Annotated in this window: 18 protein-coding genes; 12 read left to right on the top strand and 6 right to left on the bottom strand. The window is 60.2% G+C overall.

Annotated features, from left to right (window positions below; all coding sequences use genetic code 11):
• Positions 1–163: 163 nt before the first annotated feature.
• Complete coding sequence (locus BGIM_RS0141805) at positions 164–1,372, bottom strand: S1C family serine protease (protein ID WP_020475554.1); 1,209 nt, start codon at positions 1,370–1,372, stop codon at positions 164–166.
• A gap of 158 nt (positions 1,373–1,530) precedes the next feature.
• On the bottom strand, positions 1,531–4,035 hold the full coding sequence (locus BGIM_RS0141810; RefSeq protein ID WP_020475555.1) for a PSD1 and planctomycete cytochrome C domain-containing protein: 2,505 nt from the start codon (positions 4,033–4,035) through the stop codon (positions 1,531–1,533).
• 337 nt (positions 4,036–4,372) lie between these two features.
• Here BGIM_RS0141810 and BGIM_RS55315 point away from each other — a divergent pair, with 337 nt between their 5' ends.
• A complete protein-coding gene (locus BGIM_RS55315) occupies positions 4,373–5,437 on the top strand; it encodes a lactonase family protein (RefSeq protein WP_020475556.1) in 1,065 nt (354 codons plus the stop codon).
• Positions 5,438–5,448: 11 nt separating this feature from the next.
• Here BGIM_RS55315 and msrA read toward each other — a convergent pair whose 3' ends face one another.
• The 3 genes from msrA to BGIM_RS0141830 are packed head-to-tail and all read right to left on the bottom strand — an operon-like array spanning position 5,449 to position 7,136.
• A complete protein-coding gene (gene msrA, locus BGIM_RS55320) occupies positions 5,449–6,273 on the bottom strand; it encodes a peptide-methionine (S)-S-oxide reductase MsrA (RefSeq protein WP_020475557.1) in 825 nt (274 codons plus the stop codon).
• The gene (locus BGIM_RS0141825) at positions 6,270–6,878 is read right to left on the bottom strand and encodes a hypothetical protein (RefSeq protein WP_157369831.1); all 609 of its coding nucleotides are present in this window, start codon (positions 6,876–6,878) and stop codon (positions 6,270–6,272) included. Before BGIM_RS0141825 ends, msrA begins: the two co-directional genes overlap by 4 nt.
• Positions 6,879–6,902: 24 nt before the next feature.
• Positions 6,903–7,136, bottom strand: coding sequence for a hypothetical protein (locus BGIM_RS0141830; protein ID WP_157369832.1), 234 nt, complete (start codon positions 7,134–7,136; stop codon positions 6,903–6,905).
• Positions 7,137–7,170: 34 nt separating this feature from the next.
• On the opposite strand from BGIM_RS0141830, the gene lepB reads away from it, so the two are divergent.
• The 8 genes from lepB (at position 7,171) to BGIM_RS0141875 (ending at position 14,348) form a co-directional block, all read left to right on the top strand.
• Entirely contained in the window at positions 7,171–8,178 is a 1,008-nt protein-coding gene (lepB, locus tag BGIM_RS0141835; protein WP_029631753.1) for a signal peptidase I, read from the top strand.
• Positions 8,179–8,593: 415 nt separating this feature from the next.
• On the top strand, positions 8,594–9,871 hold the full coding sequence (locus BGIM_RS0141845; RefSeq protein WP_020475561.1) for an ornithine cyclodeaminase: 1,278 nt from the start codon (positions 8,594–8,596) through the stop codon (positions 9,869–9,871).
• Positions 9,872–9,875: 4 nt separating this feature from the next.
• The gene (locus tag BGIM_RS0141850) at positions 9,876–10,718 is read left to right on the top strand and encodes a dimethylarginine dimethylaminohydrolase family protein (protein ID WP_020475562.1); all 843 of its coding nucleotides are present in this window, start codon (positions 9,876–9,878) and stop codon (positions 10,716–10,718) included.
• A gap of 109 nt (positions 10,719–10,827) precedes the next feature.
• The gene (locus tag BGIM_RS0141855; protein WP_020475563.1) at positions 10,828–11,451 is read left to right on the top strand and encodes a hypothetical protein; all 624 of its coding nucleotides are present in this window, start codon (positions 10,828–10,830) and stop codon (positions 11,449–11,451) included.
• Entirely contained in the window at positions 11,448–12,110 is a 663-nt protein-coding gene (locus tag BGIM_RS0141860) for a hypothetical protein (RefSeq protein WP_020475564.1), read from the top strand. Before BGIM_RS0141855 ends, BGIM_RS0141860 begins: the two co-directional genes overlap by 4 nt.
• Positions 12,111–12,456: 346 nt before the next feature.
• Entirely contained in the window at positions 12,457–13,533 is a 1,077-nt protein-coding gene (locus tag BGIM_RS0141865; protein WP_020475565.1) for a DUF2278 family protein, read from the top strand.
• A 194-nt stretch (positions 13,534–13,727) separates the two neighbouring features.
• Positions 13,728–13,892, top strand: coding sequence for a hypothetical protein (locus BGIM_RS64115; RefSeq protein WP_020475566.1), 165 nt, complete (start codon positions 13,728–13,730; stop codon positions 13,890–13,892).
• 36 nt (positions 13,893–13,928) lie between these two features.
• Positions 13,929–14,348 (top strand): hypothetical protein, encoded by a 420-nt coding sequence (locus BGIM_RS0141875; RefSeq protein ID WP_157369833.1) that lies wholly within the window; start codon positions 13,929–13,931, stop codon positions 14,346–14,348.
• Between the two features lie 104 nt (positions 14,349–14,452).
• Here the strand turns inward: BGIM_RS0141875 and BGIM_RS0141880 are convergent, their stop codons facing one another.
• Positions 14,453–15,067: a response regulator gene (locus tag BGIM_RS0141880; RefSeq protein WP_020475568.1), complete on the bottom strand. Its 615-nt coding sequence runs from the start codon at positions 15,065–15,067 to the stop codon at positions 14,453–14,455.
• A gap of 453 nt (positions 15,068–15,520) precedes the next feature.
• Here BGIM_RS0141880 and BGIM_RS0141885 point away from each other — a divergent pair, with 453 nt between their 5' ends.
• From BGIM_RS0141885 to BGIM_RS55330, 3 genes are all read left to right on the top strand, one after another.
• A complete protein-coding gene (locus BGIM_RS0141885; RefSeq protein WP_020475569.1) occupies positions 15,521–15,763 on the top strand; it encodes a hypothetical protein in 243 nt (80 codons plus the stop codon).
• 248 nt (positions 15,764–16,011) lie between these two features.
• On the top strand, positions 16,012–16,614 hold the full coding sequence (locus tag BGIM_RS55325; RefSeq protein ID WP_020475570.1) for an ECF-type sigma factor: 603 nt from the start codon (positions 16,012–16,014) through the stop codon (positions 16,612–16,614).
• Positions 16,542–17,464 (top strand): serine/threonine-protein kinase (locus tag BGIM_RS55330; RefSeq protein ID WP_162136342.1); only part of this gene is annotated, 923 nt, incomplete at its 3' end. The genes BGIM_RS55325 and BGIM_RS55330, both read left to right, overlap by 73 nt.

Below are 17,464 nucleotides of genomic sequence, written 5' to 3' on the forward strand. Positions count from 1 at the left end.
AAAACAAGGTTTGAAGTTTGAAATTGGCCAGACAATTCGGACGCTGCTGCGGTATGCGTCGTCTGGCACGACTACACGCACAAACTTTATGCAAACCAAACCCTAAACCCTACTTCCCAAACCCTAAACCCTAAACCCTAAACCCTACTTCCCAAACCCTAATTCAAATGCCTTCCAGCGTCACATCCGCTTCGATGGTCTGTTGCCCCCGCCGGACGGTCACTTTGATGGTCTGGTGAACCTTGCACTTGGACATTGCCCGTTCGAGGTCGGCCATCGTGGCAATGTCGTCCCCGGCGACGCGGGTGATGACATCGCCGTATTCCTGCTTGCCGTTGGCGCCTTGCCGGAAGCCGACCAAGTTGGCCTTGGCCGCCGGGCTGTTGGGGCGAACCTCGGCGATCATCACGCCTTTGTCAAAACCCAAGGATCGGGTGTCTTTTTCCCGCAGGGATACAATCCCGAGCGTCGGGCGGGCCTGCCGACCGGTGCGGATCAATTCGGGCACCACACTGTTTACCGTATCAACCGGGATTGAATAGCCAATTCCAACGCTTCCGCCGGTGGGCGATGTGATGGCGGTGTTGACGCCAATCAGACGGCCGTCGCGGTCGAGCAGCGGGCCGCCGGAGTTGCCGGGGTTGATGGAGGCGTCCGTTTGGATGACGCCGGTGATCGGCCGGTCGGTGATCGAGTGAATTTCCCGGTCCAGCGCGCTGACGATCCCTTCGGTGAAAGTCAGCCGTTGGCCGAAGGGGTTGCCGATGGCGAACGCCGTCTGGCCGACTTCCAAATCGGCCGAGGTGCCGACGGGGATCGGCTTGAGCTTGTCGGCCGGGGCGTCGATCTGCAACACGGCCAAATCCGAATCCGGGGCGACGCCGACTAATCGGGCGTTCCAATTGGAGCGGTCGGCCATCGTCACGCGGATGGTGGAAGTGGATTTGATGCTCACGCTGCCGTCCCGGTCTAGTTCCAGTGTGTCCCGGACGACGTGGAAATTGGTGATGATCCGCCCTTCGGTGTCCCACACGAACCCGGAACCGGTGCCTTCCTGGCGTTCGTTGATGTTGCCGTAGCCGGTTCGCTGAACGCGGAGGGTGTCCACGTTTACCACGCTCGGGCTGATTTCCTTGAACACGCGGATGCGGTTCTTTTCCAAGGAATCCCGCTCGCCGCGCGGCGTGACCTCGCGGGGCTGGGCGTCCGGGTTTTGCGGGTTGCGCTCGCCGCCTCCCCGCCAGAGCAGATAAGCAACGCCCAGCACGGCAAACAAAAAAATCAGGACCAAGGGCGCCAGAACGAGCAGCGGCCCCGTGGGAGAATGACGGCGGGGCCGCTTCGGAAAATCATAATCCTCATGAGAAGGCACGGCTTTGCTCCGAATGGAGAGTTCGACGCAGAGACATTGTCCGCGACCGGGCGCGGGCCAGACAAGACAATACTAGGCGGTTTTCGGAGAGGAGATCAACGCTTTTGGTTCGGACAGGCCCGCCGCTCATTCAAACCAAAAGCTCTGATCGAAAATTTTCATCGTTTGCTGATCGTTTCATCCAAATTCAAAATCGCCCCGGCCACCACTGTCCACGCGGCAAGTTCCGCTTCATTAAGAGTCGCGTCTTTGGGGGAAGCCCCGACGGCGAGCAGGTTTTTCGCGGCGGTGGCATTCTTGGAAAACTTCGCCAACGCATCTGATTGCATCGACATCAGAATCTTCCGCTCCGCATCATCCGGGGAACGGGCGACGGCCAGTTTGTAGCCGGCCTCCAGGCGTTCATCGGGCGACTTGCCCCCTTTCATCATCTGCTCGGCGAGCTTGCGGCCGGCTTCCACATAAGTCGGATCATTCAGCAAGATCAACGCTTGCAACGGCGTGTTGGTCACGGCCCGGCGGGCGACGCAGACTTCGCGATTCGGGGCATCGAATGATTGCAGCGTCGGCGGCGGGCAGGTTCGCTTCCAGAAGGTGTACATCGTCCGGCGATACAGTCCGTCTCCCTTGTCGGCGACATAAACGGCCCGCCGGGACACGGAGACATCCTCCCACAAGCCGCCCGGTTGATACGGTTTCACGCTCGGCCCGCCGATGTGTTCCTTCAACAACCCGCTGACGGCCAAGGCGTTGTCGCGGATCATCTCGGCCGACATGCGAAAACGTGGTCCGCGGGCAAGCAGGCGGTTTTCGGGGTCGCGCTCGGCCGTCGCTCGCGTCATCTTGGAAGACTGCCGATAGGTCGCGGACATCACGAACAGTTTTTGCATCGCCCGCACATCCCATTTGGTGGCGATCAATTCGGTCGCCAGATAATCCAGCAATTCCGGGTGGCTCGGCAGTTCGCCGGTGAGGCCGAAGTCTTCGACGGTTTTCACCAAGCCAGTGCCGAAATAACTTTGCCACCAACGATTGACCGCCACGCGGGCCGTCAACGGGTGCTTGGGGTCAGTCATCCAGCGAGCAAGGCCAAGCCGATTGGCCGGGGCGTCCTTCGGCATGTCAGCTACCGCCGCCGGGACGCCGATGGTCACCTTTTCGCCATGCTGGTCGTAAGCCCCCCGTTTGAGGATGAACGTGTCGCGCGGCGTGGGCATGTCCTTCATGACCATCACCGGGGGAGTCACCTTTTCGACCTCGGCTTTCTTCTTGGTGAGGTCTTTCAAAGAAACCTGCAACAGGCGATACGGTTCGTCGGCCAGCCCCAACGAGGCTTTGCGAAGCGACACGGCTTTGGTTCTGGCCAGTGTGCCGACGGCGTTCGCCAGCGGCGACCGAACCGAACCGGTGACGAGTTGGGCCAATTCATGCGGCAATATTTTGGAATCTGTCCATTCTTTGAGGGCAGCCGATTCCCGTTCGGCTAACTGGCTTTCGAGTTTCAACCGCTCTTTATCAAGGGAGTCGAGTTGGGCCTGTTGTTCCCGTGTGGGGGCTTTGATGTAAGGCTCGGCAGCGGCGAAGTTCGAGTAACTTGCCTGCTTCTCCGGCACACTGTTGAAGAAAGCGAAGAAGCGATAATACTCTTTCTGGCTGATCGGATCGAACTTGTGATCGTGGCAGCGGGCGCAGCCGAGGGAGAGGCCGAAAAACACGGTGGCCGTCGTGTGAACGCGGTCGGCGACATATTCAACGCGGTACTCTTCCTGAATGATGCCCCCTTCGGTGTTGTGCGTCTGGTTCCGCAAAAATGCGGTCGCCACCAGTTGGGAGGTCGTCGGGTTCGGCAGCAAATCCCCGGCGATTTGCTCCGTCAGGAATTGGTCGAACGGCATGTTCTTTTGGAAAGCCTCGATCACCCAATCCCGCCAGGGCCATTGGGTGCGGTCTTCGTCGTTGTTGAAGCCGTTGGTGTCCGCAAAACGGGCGGCATCCAGCCAGCCCATCGCCATCTTTTCGCCATAGGCCGGGGATTGCAACAGCCGGTCAACGACCTTCTCGTAGGCGTTCGGTGAGTTGTCGGCCACAAACGCGGCCACCGCCTCCGGGGTCGGCGGCAGGCCGGTCAGGTCGAGCGTGACCCGCCGCAACAGCGTGGCCTTGTCGGCTTCCGGGGAAGGGCGAAGCCCGTCTTTCGCCATCCGTTGAAACGTGAACGCATCAATGGGATTGCGAACCCAAGCCGCGTCGCTTACGGCCGGAATGGCCGGGCGTTGCGGCGGGCGAAAGGCCCAGTGCGGGGCATAGTCGGCCCCTTGGGCGATCCAGTCTTGCAGAAGTTGCTTCTGCTGCTCGGTGAGCGGCTTCTTGCTCTCCGGCGGCGGCATCACCGCGTCGGCCTTTGGCGAATGAATGCGGGCAATCAGCTTGCTGGCCTTGGGGTCGCCGGGCACGATGGCCTTTTTCGCCACTGCCTGATCCCGCAGATCCAACCGCAACCCCGCCTCGCGGGCGGCCTCGTCCGGCCCGTGGCAGCTCTGGCAATGCCGGGCCAAAATCGGCCGGATATCACGGGCAAACTCCACCTTGTCGGCCGCGAACGTCATGGAAGAAAACCACAACGACCCAAGCAACACGGCCAGCGACGACAACGGAGAGTTCACGCGATGATCCCCAATATCAGAATGCGTCCAAGTATCTTATCTGATCGGCGGGCATGGTGGAAAAGACAAAGTTTGCCGTCTTTGGAGCGAAGAGAAAGGCTGGCCGAATGCAAATTCAACAAGCACTTTTGTGAAACATTCAAGAGCCCCACTGCGTCAGCAGTGGGGGTTGCTTCCAGAGGGTGACGGCTACCTCCACCGCTGACGCAGTGGGGCTCTTGGGATCGTTTGCAGACATCCGCCATCTTCGGTTGTCCGGTTCCCCCTCTTCACAAAGACTGTCTCGGCGTTTTGCTCCACCTATCATTTTCCCCACAACCAACGGGGAGTTTCAATCATGCGAATGACACTGGCGGCGTTGATGGTGTTGTGGATAGCCGGTCTGGGGCGGGCGAAGGATTTTGTGTATGTCGCCTTGGCCGATGAGAAGAAGATCGCCGTTTATGCGCGGGACATCAAAGATGGCAAACTCACGTTCGTCGCCGATGCCAAATGCGACGGCGAACCGGCCGCGTTAATCACCGATCCGGCCAAGAAGTTTCTCTTTGCCTCCATCCGGGCCGAAGGGAAACTGTCGTCCTTTCGCATCGACCAAGCCACCGGGAAACTGACGCCGCTCAGCACGGTGGATGCGGGCGCCGACCCGGCCCACATCTCGACGGACAAGGAAGGGAAGTTTCTGTTCTGCGCTTACTATGTGGCCGCGAGGGTGACGGTGAACGCCATCGACAAGGATGGAATGCTGAGCAAGGAACCGCTGCAAAGCATCCCGACCGCCGACAAGGCCCACTCCATTCATCTTGATCCGTCGAACAAGTTCGCGTTGGTCGGCCACACCGGCTCCAATTCGATCTTCCAATTCAACTTTGATCCCGCCACCGGCAAACTGACGCCCAACAAGATGCCGAAACTTTCCACGCCGCCGATGTCCGGGCCGCGTCATTTTGTGTTTCACCCCAACGGGACGACGGTGTATTTCGACAACGAACAAGACGCCAGCGTGACCGTCTACAAACTGGAAAAATCAACCGGAACACTGGCCCCGTTGCAAACGATCACGACATTGCCGAAGGACTACAAGGGGATGAAATCGACAGCCGAGATTCGCATCCACCCGTCCGGCAAATTCCTGTATGTCGCCAATCGGGTTCACGACAGCATCGCCAGTTTCAAGATCGGCGAAGACACCCTGTTGACGCCCGTCGGTCAGACCCCGACGGAGAACAACCCCCGCTCGTTCGACATCGACCCGGACGGCAAGTTCCTCTATGCCGCCGGGGAATCGTCCGGCAAACTGGCGACCTTCAAGATTGATGAAAAGACCGGCGACCTGACACGAATCGCCACGCAAAAAGTCGGCACGATGCCGTGGTGGGTGATGACTGTTCGATACCCGGATTGAATCGTTGAAGTTTATTCCGCGCTGGCTTTCATCTGGTTCGGCAACGCGGATTTTAACTTGTCGATCTTCGGCCGAATCACCATTCGGCAATAAGGCTGCCGGGAGTTTGAGTTGTAGTACTCCTGATGGTAATCCTCGGCTGGAAAGAACTCGGCAAACGGCGTGATCTCGGTCACCACCGGATTGGGGAACACGCCGGCGGCGTCGATCTTTCGTTTGTACTTCTCGGCCAGTTCCCGCTGGCGTTCGGAGTGGTAGAAAACGGCCGAGCGGTATTGGGTGCCGACATCGTTCCCCTGTCGGTTCAATGTGGTCGGGTCGTGTGACCGCCAGAACACCTCCAGCAGGTTCGTGTAAGAAATCACCTTGGGATCAAAAACCACCTGAATGACCTCGGCATGGCCGGTGCGCCCGCTGCAAACCTGCTCATAGGTCGGCTTCTTCACGCTGCCGCCGCTGTATCCGGATTGAACTTTCCGCACCCCTTTTAACTGTTGGAACACCGCCTCGGTGCACCAGAAGCATCCGTTGCCGAAGGTGGCGGTTTCCAAGGCGTCGCCAGCGGGGGCGAGCGTTTCCGAACCCATTTCCTCCGGGTCCGGCGCTGGGAAGTTTTCAATCATGTGGAACTCCCGCGAGGGGGAAATGGAAAACCAAATGATGACGGCCGCCCCGATTAACACGGCGGCCCCGACCAACAAACTACCGGCGCCGAGCGGAAACCCTTTCATGAAACCCCTCTCAATCTTGGCGAACCGCCCGGCGCACGACCTGGCCGGGTGGATGAATATCAACGGGAACGCGGTTTCGGTCATCAAAGAGCGGGCCGGTTTCACCGGGCCGCGACAACAAGGAGGTCGGCCGGGTCACGCTTCACGTCGAAAGCCCGCGCCGTCGCAGACCAGCCGTCCGGAAAGACGAGCCGAATCGGGGCCGCCAGCAGCGGTCGGTTCCAGGCGGGCAGTCCGGCCAGATCGTCGGCCCAGTCGGCCTCCGCGTCGCCCCGGCCGGCGGCCACCACGACCATAATCGAGGCCGACCGTTTCCACCCGAGTCGGAGCAACCGGACAGCTGCGGCCTCCGTCTTCGCCCGCCAGTCTTCGAGCCGCTGTTCGCCGTCGAGCAATAGCACGAATTCGGCGAACACCCACAGGTGGTGTCCCGGCTCTCCGGTCCCGCCGACCCGCAACCCGCCCCTCTCCGTCATCGGCCGCCCGTCCGCCTCTTTTATTCCCTCGCTGCCGTATGTCGGCCGGGCCGCCACCTCGTCGAACGGATAGTCGGCCTGCCGCTCCCGACAGGCCAAAAACGCCTCCCCCTCCAGCCACCCGTCGAACGGCGAGCCAGCCTCCGCCAGATGGCGCAGATCCCCGGCCCGCTCGGCGAGTCGGCCGCAGATGATTTGGAAGACCTCGGCCGCCAACACACGCGCATCACCCACTGGTTTGCCCCTGTCCCCGCCGTTTCATGAGGCGTCATTATAGACGATCCCATTCCGGGCCGCGCCGGCCGCGGCGATGGCGACCGCCTTGCTTGGTTTGGACTGGCCGCAGGTGATTACGGTGGCCCCGATGACGGGAAAGCCGGTGAAGATTGCCAGAAGCGGAGCCGCGACCTCCGACGCAACCGAAGCACAAATGCCATTGGCCCAGGCGCGCATTGCGGCAATGTCGTAAAAAATGCTTCGGCGAAGCACCATTGAAATCGCTTCGGAAAACTCTCGGGAAGCCCGCATGTCAACACTGATGATCGTCTTGGCCGTGTTTGTCGGGAGCGTCCTGTTCTCGGCCCTTTTCTTGTGGTTTGGCGCCCGGTGGGTCAAGGCGCCGAAGCCTTATTATTCTCGCGCCCTTGTTGCCACGGTCATCAATTCTTTTATCAGTCTGTTAAACATTCCGGTCAATCATTGGTTGGAACAGACGCTGAAACCTGATGATTCGCTCATGCTCGTCATTGTCGGGGCGGTGTTGCTTGGGCAATTGCTCGTTTCGTGGCTGGTGATTGCCCGCGTGATCGGGACGACGTATGGCCGGGCCATTCGCGCCTGGCTTGTCAGCTTGGTTGCCGTGGCGGCAATGCTCGCGGCCTTGTTTTTGGTTGTCAAACCATACGTTTTTGAATCCTATGTCAACCCGACGAACAGCATGGCCCCGACCATCGTCGGCTGGCACACTTCAGGCGTCTGCCCCGAGTGCGGGGGAGAGTTGATCGTCTCCGCCCCGGCGCCGGACTCGCCCCGGCGAGATTTTCCGTTCGATCCTCTCGGGATTTGCAATGTTTGCCGGAAGGCGAACAGCGTCAAGCCGGTCAGCAAACCGATCCTGGGACCGGACCGCATTTTGGTTGACAAGCTCATCACCGCGAAACGGTGGGACATCGTTGTTTTTCGACTTCCGGAAGAACCGTCCGTCAAATATGTCAAGCGTTTGGTCGGCTTGCCCGGCGAGACGGTGTATATCAAAGACGGCGCAATCTGGGTCAACGAAATCAAGCAGGCTCTGCCGCCGACATTGGCTGGTTTGCAATACCTCAGCGGAGACGAGGTCGGGGGCGGCATGGGCCGTGTCACGGGAACGCTCGACAATCCCTGGCGTTTGGGGGCGGATGAATACGTCGTCTTGGGGGACTTCTCCGAAAGCTCCTCCGACTCCCGATTCTGGGGACCGGTGCCGGGCGCCAATATCGAAGGCGTCGTGACGGTGTGTTACTGGCCCGTGTCCCGCTGGAAAATTCACCGTTGAGGCAGCCGCATGAGTCAACGGGGTTCAAATTGGCCTGTTGATAACGGGCCAAAAATAAGTGGATTCCCCGAAAGCATGACGGATTATGCCAAAATCATGTGGGCGCCTGGGTGTAATCCCCGAGGAATTCGCATGGGTGGTGTCCAGTTTTTGACCCGAAAATGACCTGTTTTGAGATCAAAACAGCCTGAAAGTGGTCAAAAAAGTGGTTTCTGGAGGGTGTTTTGAACACATTTTTGACCGGTTTTTGACCGGATTTCTGGATTTTTTGAATGCCCGTCCTTCGCCGGATGAACGATCAAATCCGGGTTGATTGACGCACATTTCGTTGAAGGTTATTTCGCTCGTTCTTGGCCGCTTCGGGTAGAATGGAGTGCCAGGAACATTCCGGCCAAACTCTCCCGGAGGCCGATTGATGCCACCTCATCCGCTGCCAGCACCCGTTCCGTTGCCTGATGCGACGGTGATTGAAGAGATCGAAGTTCGCGGGCATATCATTGATTCGCTGATCCTTCCCAAAATCCTCGACCGCATCCTGCAAATGGGCGGGTCGTTTGAGATTCGGGAGTGTGTCATTGGCTCCCAGCGCAAAGACCCGAGCCATGCGCGGGTGGCCGTCCGGGCGAAGTCCCCGGAGGGGCTTGACGCCATTCTGGCCGATCTGGTCGAACACGGGGCGACGACGGTGAACGTGTCCGACGCGCAAGTCGTCGTCGCGGACATGGCGGCCGCGTTTCCGGACAAGTTTTACAGCACGACCAATCAGGCGACCCAAGTGCGGATCGGCGGCCGATGGATTGATGTCGCCGATCAGGAAATGGATTGCGGCATCGTGATCGATCTGAGTTCCAAGACCGCCCGTTGCGTGGCGATGCTTGATGTCACGCCCGGCATGAGTGTCGTCGTCGGCCATGCCGGCGTGCGGGTGATCCCGGCGGAACGGCCGCCGGGGGAGACGGTGTTCGGGTTCATGAACTCGGCGGTTTCCAGCGAAAAGCCCAAGGCCGTCAGCCTGCGGGCGGTGGCCGAGTCGATCCGCGAGGCCCGCAAGGCGGGGCAAAAAGTGCTGCTCGTCGGCGGCCCGGCGATTATCCACACCGGGTCGGGGCCGCATGTGGCCAAGCTCATTGAACAGGGTTGGGTGCAGACGCTTTTCGCTGGAAACGCCCTGGCGACCCATGATCTTGAGCAGGCGATTTACGGCACCAGTCTGGGGGTTGATCTCGGCCACGGCCAGTCGGCCGATCATGGCCACGAGCATCACCTGCGGACGATCAATTCGATTCGGCGTCTCGGCGGAATCAAGAACGCCATCGACTCCGGCTTGGTGAAATCAGGCATCATGTACGAGGCGTATCGCAAGCAGATTGACATCGTGCTGGCTGGTTCGATCCGCGACGACGGCCCGTTGCCGGAAGTCATCACCGACGTGATCGAGGCCCAACGCCGGATGCGCGAGTCGGTCAAGGGAGTTGGTTTCGCGTTGATGATTGCCACGATGCTTCACTCGGTCGCCACCGGGAACCTGCTGCCCGCCCGCGTGAAAGTCGTCTGCGTGGATATCAACCCCTCGGCCTTGATTAAGCTGAGCGACCGGGGATCATCCCAGACGATCAGTCTGGTCACCGATGTCGAACCGTTCCTGCGCAGTCTGGCCGCCGAACTGGCCGAACTGACCGTTGCCCCGGAGTGAACTCATGACATCGCCGCCCCGCCTGTTGATGTGCAAGCCGGACTTTTACGGGATCGAATACGAAATCAACCCGTGGATGAACCGGCTGGTTGTCGCCGATTCGACGGTCGCCGCCCGGCAATGGGAGGCGTTGCATCAAACACTTGTTGATCTTGGCGTCGAGATCGACTTGATCGATCCGGTGAAAGGGCTTCCCGATTTGGTGTTCACGGCCAACGCCGGTCTTGTTTGTCGTTCTCTCTTTATTCCCTCGAAGTTCCGCCACGAAGCCCGCCAAGGCGAGGAGCCTTGTTTCACCGCTTGGGCCAAAAGCCGGGGATGGGAAATCGTCTCGGTTCCCGGCGATCATTATTTCGAGGGCGCCGGGGATGCCCTGTTCTGCGGGGAAACACTCTTCGCCGGTTATCGGTTCCGGTCGGATGCTTTTGGCCATCAATGGATCGGGGAACGCCTCGGGGTGGAGGTCTTGCCGCTCGAACTGGCCGATCCGCGTTTCTACCACCTCGATACCTGTTTCTGCCCGATCTCCGCCACCCAAGCGATCTGGTATCCAGGCGCGTTTGACGATTACGGCCGGGACGTGTTGAAATCGCGGGTCGGCGAATTGATCGAAGTCAGCACAGAAGAGGCGGAGCATTTCGCCTGCAACGCCGTGGTGGTCGGCCGGACAATCATCCTGAATGAAAAGACGCCCCGCCTCGCCGCCTCGTTGCGCCAGTTGGGTTTTGACACCAAGCCGCACGACCTTTCGGAATTCCTAAAAGCCGGCGGCGGGGCCAAGTGCCTGACGCTGAGACTCGACGGCGAAGAAGCGGCCTATTGGCGATTTCAAACTGCGGAATCATAAAACAGACCGCATCGATTCGGACTCGCGATGTTACCACGCCGCAAGAATCGCCGGGCGTTTGCGAATAAATCGTCAAACCTCTCTCGTGGAAGGCCGGACGATAACCGTTATGATTCCCGCCAAACCAGATGATTCGGACATTCGAGAAGAACATCGCCTGACGGAACTTGTGCTGTCGTGGCCATCGGTGTCACGCGGCGCCGGCCGATATGCCGGGGCGGTTTTTCTGGTTTTCTTCCTATGTTTATGGACCATAGGCTGGGTCGGCGCGGCAATGCAAATCGCGGGTGGCAATAAAGCTCTGATCGTCTGGCTGGCCATGTGGACATTTTTCGGCGTGGTCCTCGGCCGGCTGTTCTGGCTGGTGATTCAGCCCTCGAAACCGGAAATTCTGACACTCGGGGCGGACTCCTTTTGGTATGACCCGGGCACTTCTTTGCCGGCCGATTGGAAGACCAACAACTTCAGATGGGGAAATCAGCAACGGCTGACATCATTCGGCTTTCTCCGTCTCTTATTTCGGCGTCACCATCCGAAAGAGATTGCCCGCGAGGAGTTGACCGGCGTTCGGCTGGAACGAATCGGCGATCGGCAACGACTCTCGTTCGATGCTGGCGCCGACCGAAAAGAAATCGGGCGGGGTCTGCGGGAATCAGATCGCGAATGGCTTTTCACTGTGCTGGAGCAATGGCGGGGCGATTCCGCCAGGTCACATGAGCAAGGGGCCGCATGAACGAGGTCATCCCGGCAAAACCACGCGGATCGGATATTCGAGAGGATGCCGGCCCGGCGGGCTTGACCCTGTCATGGGGAACGCCCTCGGGGCGGTTTCGCCGGCTTTTATCAGCGGCCTATTTGTCTTTCTTTCTGGCTCTCTGGTCACTAGGAGAAGTGGCGGCCGTTTGGGCGTTGGTCACTGGAAGCGTGTCGCCGCTCATTATCATCTGGCTTATTTTTTGGACCTTGGCTGGCACGGTGTTTGGCCGGATTTTCTGGCTTCTGTTGCAACGCGGCCGCCCGGAGAGCATCACCCTTGGGACAGAGATGTTCGTTTATGATCCCGGCACGTCGCCGGTGATCGAACCATATGTCTTGGGCGGCTACTGGACATTCCGACCCATGCCCGGAACCCACGGGTTTTACCGGGAGTTGTTCAGCCGACGCCGACCAACCGAGGCTGGTCGGGAAGCAATGGCCGGTTTGCGGCTGGACCGTAAAGGGGAGCGACAACGGCTTTCATTTGACGTGGGCGCCGAGCGAAGGGAAATCGGCGCCGGGCTACGGGAGCCAGACCGCGAATGGCTTTTTGCCGTGCTGCAACACTGGCGAAGGGGCGATGGGTTCGCCAAGCCGAACCACGACATTGCTGTGTCGGGGCCTTTGGAAAGTTAAATGGGTCAGGCTTGAGACGATTGGCTGTTCGTTCCGAAAAGGTTCGTCAGCCAATCGGGCTTCTGTTATTGTGAAATTTTGAAAAATCCCCTGTCGTTCGTGAGCCATCCGGGTCTGTCTTGTTGACGGGCGGGTAATCCCTCCTTAGAGTTTTCGTAGACTTTTGACTCGCCGCATCTCGTCGAATTTCACAGCCAAACATCAACCGCAAACCGACAAGGGCGGGCTACGTCTTTTTTCGGGCGGGAAGCGTGGAGCCAGGAGCCTGTGGCAAATTCGCGGCTCCTTCCAGGGAGGAATGTTCCTTCGTCGAAGGTGTCGCCTGTCGTCAATGATGAGGTGACTCGTGAGCGTCATTTACGGTGTGTTGCGCGGCAAATTGGATCGCTGGAAGCGCGAAGATGTCGCGCCCGGCTCGAAGAAGTCTCCCCACTTGCAGATTCGCCTGCTGGGTGAGCAAGGGCATCCGTGGCGGATTCCGGTCAACGTGCGGTCGGAGGACAAAACCAAGTCGCTGGTGATTTTTCACCGGGCCGATCCGCTTCTTAGCCATCCCATTATTGACGGGCTCGGCCTCTTCCCGACCGGGTTGACCGACCTCAATAACAAACCCCGGACGGTGAACAACTCTCTCGATTATTTTCGGGCGCCGTTGTTCGACTGGGTCAACGGCGTCGCGCTGCCGCCAAGCGGCTCCGGACCCGACGACGACCTGCAAGACGTGGTCAGCCGTTATCTGCAAAATTTGAAAACACTCAACGGCGAATTGTTCGCGTTTGGTTCTCATTGGCATGACAACGCCCCCAAGCCCGGCATCGACAAGGAGTTTGGCACCGTCAACGGCATGCACGACATCCACATGAACCAAGGCAACGCGGCCGGCGATCACAGCGACGACAACGGCAGCCACAACGACGGCGGTCTGATCCTCAAGTTCCCCGACCGGCTTGTCGGCCTGTTCTTCCGCTTCAAGACGCAATTTTTGCCCACCGACGACAAAGGCAACCGGACAGCCACGGCCAGGGAAATCCCGCCCGGTTCCACGCCCGGTTCGTCGCCGCCTTCCGGCAATCCCACCGATCCGCGCCCCGATTTCCCGCCAGTGTACATCGAGCGGGCGCTGGTGAATCCCGTCGGCGACGACGTGGGCAAGGAGATCGTGGTCTTGGGCAGCACCATCGCCACCCGGGTGGTTCTCTCGGGCTGGAGCATTGTGGACAAGGGCAACCGGGCTGAAAAGCTCAACGGCCAGTTGCTTCCCGCCGGCGGCTCGGTTTCCGTGGTTCTGTCAGGCGATGGCGCCCAGCTTTCCAACAAGGGGGGGACGATTCGCCTCGTCAACCCGGCTGGCGACATCGTCCACGCGGTCAGCTATTCCCAAGCTGACGCGGTCGAGGGTTCGTATGTGCGGTTCAATACGTGACGGCCAGCCCATCGCCGTCATGCAATGACGAGGTTGTCCCCCACCTTCAAGGGCTTGTTTATTCCCGGCCAAGGATGACCGAACCTCGGGGGGAGCGATCATCCGGTCGTTTGGCCGGGCGATTGAGTTGGCGTTTGACAACCCGGCCAGGCCGGTTTACGCTGAGGTCGGATCACCAAACGGCGGAGCCTCGCATGGCCAAAAAGCCCGTGAAACACACCGTGACCCAAGACGTGAACTTTTACAACGGCAGCAAGCCTCCGACCAAGGTGGAAATCGAAGGCGATTTCCTGTTCAAAGACATCGGCCACTGGACGAAAGCCAAGCGGACCGCCAAACCAAAACGCGATGGTGGCTGATCGTGGGAACTCATGGGTTTCTTCGGGGACAACCGAATGCAATGGAGAACCGGCAAATTTCGTTCCCGGTGGCTGGCGGGCGCATTGGGCCTTTCCCTGCTCCTCGGCATCGGGTTGCTGATCCTTCGCTCCACGGCGTCTCCGATTTGCGAAGCGAACCTGAACAAGATCCGGCCGGGGATGCCTCGCGCCGCCGTGGAGAAATTGCTTGGCGGCCCGGCCGGCGATTACCGCCATCGGGAAACGGTCTACGATGCAACTGAGATTGTCCTGCCGGACGGGGAACCAATGGCTGCCGAGTATGTGTTGGTGGACGCCGAGGAATGGCGTGGCGACCGGATGTTGATTGGCGTCACCTTCGACGAAACCAACCGGGTTAAATCCACATTCGGAGTCCGGGTCGTCGCCGCGTCTTGGTATCGAACGATGTGGCGATGGCTTCCGGTTTTTCCTTAAAACCTGCGGAGCATCCCCGAGATTACGGATTCTTCGAGTGGCATGAACTCTGGCTGGACGGCTGCCTCAAGAGGGCCGGGCTTGTGGTGAACTGACAATCCCGGTCAGTCGTCCTGTGATTTCTTCCAACCTTCGCCGTCGCTGGCTTTGTCCACGCGGTCCTTGACTTCGCGGATCTCGTCTTTGATGTCGCGCACGTCGGCCTTGACCTCCCGGAGTTCCTCTTTGACTTCGTGAAGGAGGGCCTTGGTTTCCCCGGTCAGGGTCTCGTTCTTTTTGAGCAGCGTTTCGGTCCGCTCGGCGACGGCGACGTTTTTCCGGGCCAGCTCTTCGGTCTGCGCGGCCAGTTGAATGATGTGGTCGATCATTGTTAGCATCCTTCGCAATTCAGATGGGTCGGCCGTTTTCGGCAGCCGGTAATCAAAACCGGCCTCCGTGGCGCGGCGAATGTGGTCGGGGTCCGTGTAGGCGGATAACGCCATGAGCTTGACTCCCGCCAATCCGGCCTCGCGACGGATCATTTTGGCCAGGGAATAACCGTCGATCTCCGGCATGTTGATGTCGAGGATCACGCAGTTCGGCGCCTGCTCGCGCGCCGCCTTCAATCCGGCCGCTCCGTCATACGCCACTGTGGCCGTATGGCCCCAAAAACGGACCATGACGGCCAGAATGTCGGCTTGGTCGCGGTTGTCATCCACGATTAAGATGCGGAGCGCCAAAGTCTGTTCGTCCGCCTTTCCCCGATGGGAGAATTTTTTTCATTCCACGCCTTCGGGGAAAAGGCGGGCCGGTGAATAGCAAGGAGCAATCTGCGTGCCGAATCTCATTGCCAATGGCCGGCCGCTCGCGTTTGCTTTTTACTTGTTTAGAGAGAAAACACGGCGGAACAATCGATCAGGATGGTTCTCGCCCTGGCATTGTCACCCGAGTCGCTCCCATTCGCAAGCATTCGGCCGGGGTTAGTGTTCATTTGTTGAATGCGTCCTTACCAGCCGCAAATGTGGAAATCACCATTGAACAGGCCGGGGGCCGTGACCATAATCCACTCGGACTTCGCAAATTCCTCCGGCAAGGATCGGCGCCGGACAACCTGTTGTCCGCGACTCTTCAAACGATGGTTTGCCTGGTTTTGTTATTGGCCGCTTTGACGGATCACCAACCGGGGAGTGTTCATGTTGTTCGCGTCACGCCAGGAGGGAAGAATCAGCAATGTGGCGATCTTGGTGCTGCTGGGCATCATCGCCTTGTTGTTGTACGCCCCGGTGGCCATCATCCGTGAGGTGCGACGACCGCCGGACGAGGAACTGCCGGAGTGGATGGGATCGGCCCGAGGCCGAAAGATCCGGATGGCCTTCGCCCTGTTGTTCGTCGGGTTGCTTGCCGCCGGGATGTGGGTGGCCGTCGTGTTGGTGTGAATCAATTCACGTGACATGCTCTTGTTGTTCGGCTGTTATGTGATGGAGCGAAACCATTCAATGAATTGGGGAATATCCTCGGCTCATGACGACAACGTTATCCGGCGAGAGTCCGGCTGGAATTTCTCGAAAAATACACTTGCGTCGCGCCGACAACTTGGTTCTGATACTCATCTATCACTCGTCCGCCCAAAAATCATTGATTCGACAAAAAACGGCCCGAACGCAGGGGCCGGGGACTGACCGGCATGTCTCATGGCTCCGTCACCTACTGGCTCGGGCGGCTTCAGGCCGGCGATCCCGCGTCGGCCAAGCAACTTTGGGATCGGTATTACGTCCGGGTGGTCCGGGTCGCGCGGGCGACATTGCGCGGGGCCGACCGGCGCGTGGCCGACGAGGAAGATGTCGCCCTCGCGGCGTTCAACAGTTTTTACCGGGCCGTCGCCGGGGGCGTGTTTGAACGGCTGGAAGACCGCTCGGATCTCTGGCAGGTGCTGGTTCCCCTGACGAGCCGCAAGGCGACGGACCAGCGGCGGCGCGCGGGCGCGATGAAACGTGGCGCCGCCCAGACCTTCGAGGGGGATGACTTCCTGCCGGGGCGCGACCCCGACCCGCAACTGGCGGCGATGGCGGCCGAGGAGGCGGCGACGCTTCTCGGCCGATTGCCGGACGACGACCTCGATCTGCGGCGCATCGCGGTGATGAAACTGGAGGGATTCAGCGCCGCCGAAATCGGGGCGGCGTGTGGTTGCAGCCTGCGGACTGTGGAGCGGCGCATATGCCTGATTCGCAAGTTCTGGGAACAGCCGGACGGGCGACCCCTCCCGGCCGGGACGCCGACACAGGTTTAAGCCTGCAAGCCGGCCTCCGTGTCGAACGTCGGTGCCACGCTTTTGAGCGGGAGTGGCGGGGCGGCCTCGCGCCGGGGATCGAGTCATATCTGGCCGATTCGCCCCCCGAGGATCGGGCGGGCCTTCTGGCCGCCTTGCTTCCGCTGGAATGGGAATATCGCATCCGGCGAGGCGAGACGCCCGACGCGGGGGAATACCGCCGCCGGTTCCCGGAGGTTGGCTCGCATTTCGCCGGGCTAGACTCGCCAGCCCCGGCTCCGCGACTTCCGGAGTTGCCGAATTATGAAGTCATCCGCGAACTCGGCCGGGGGGGCATGGGGCTTGTTTGCCTGGCGAACGACCGGCGGCTGGATCGGCCGGTCGCGCTCAAGGTGATGCTGGGCGGGGAACTAGCCTCGACGGAATTGCGGCGCCGGTTTCTCGCCGAGGCCCGGTCGGCCGCGCGGCTTCGGCATCCGAACATCGTGCAGATTTACGAGGTGGCCGAGGCCGCCGGACTGCCCGTTCTGGTTCTTGAGTACGTCGCCGGGGGAACGCTCAAACAGCGTCTCGCGGCCGGGCGGCCACCCCTCCGGGAGGCGGCCGGCCTGATGGAGCAACTGGCTCTCGCCGTCCATCACGCCCATGAGAACGGCGTGATTCATCGGGATTTGAAGCCCCAAAACGTGTTGCTGGCGCCGGGGGGGCTGGTTCCGAAACTCGCGGACTTCGGGCTGGCGAAGGCCGTCAGCGAGGCCGCCGGGCTGACCCGCACCGGGGAGGCGCTGGGAACCCCGGCTTACATGGCGCCGGAGCAATTCGCCGGCCGGCCGGAGTTGATCGGGCCGCCGACCGACGTGTATGGCCTCGG

This window comes from Zavarzinella formosa DSM 19928 (assembly GCF_000255705.1).
GTDB lineage: Bacteria > Planctomycetota > Planctomycetia > Gemmatales > Gemmataceae > Zavarzinella > Zavarzinella formosa.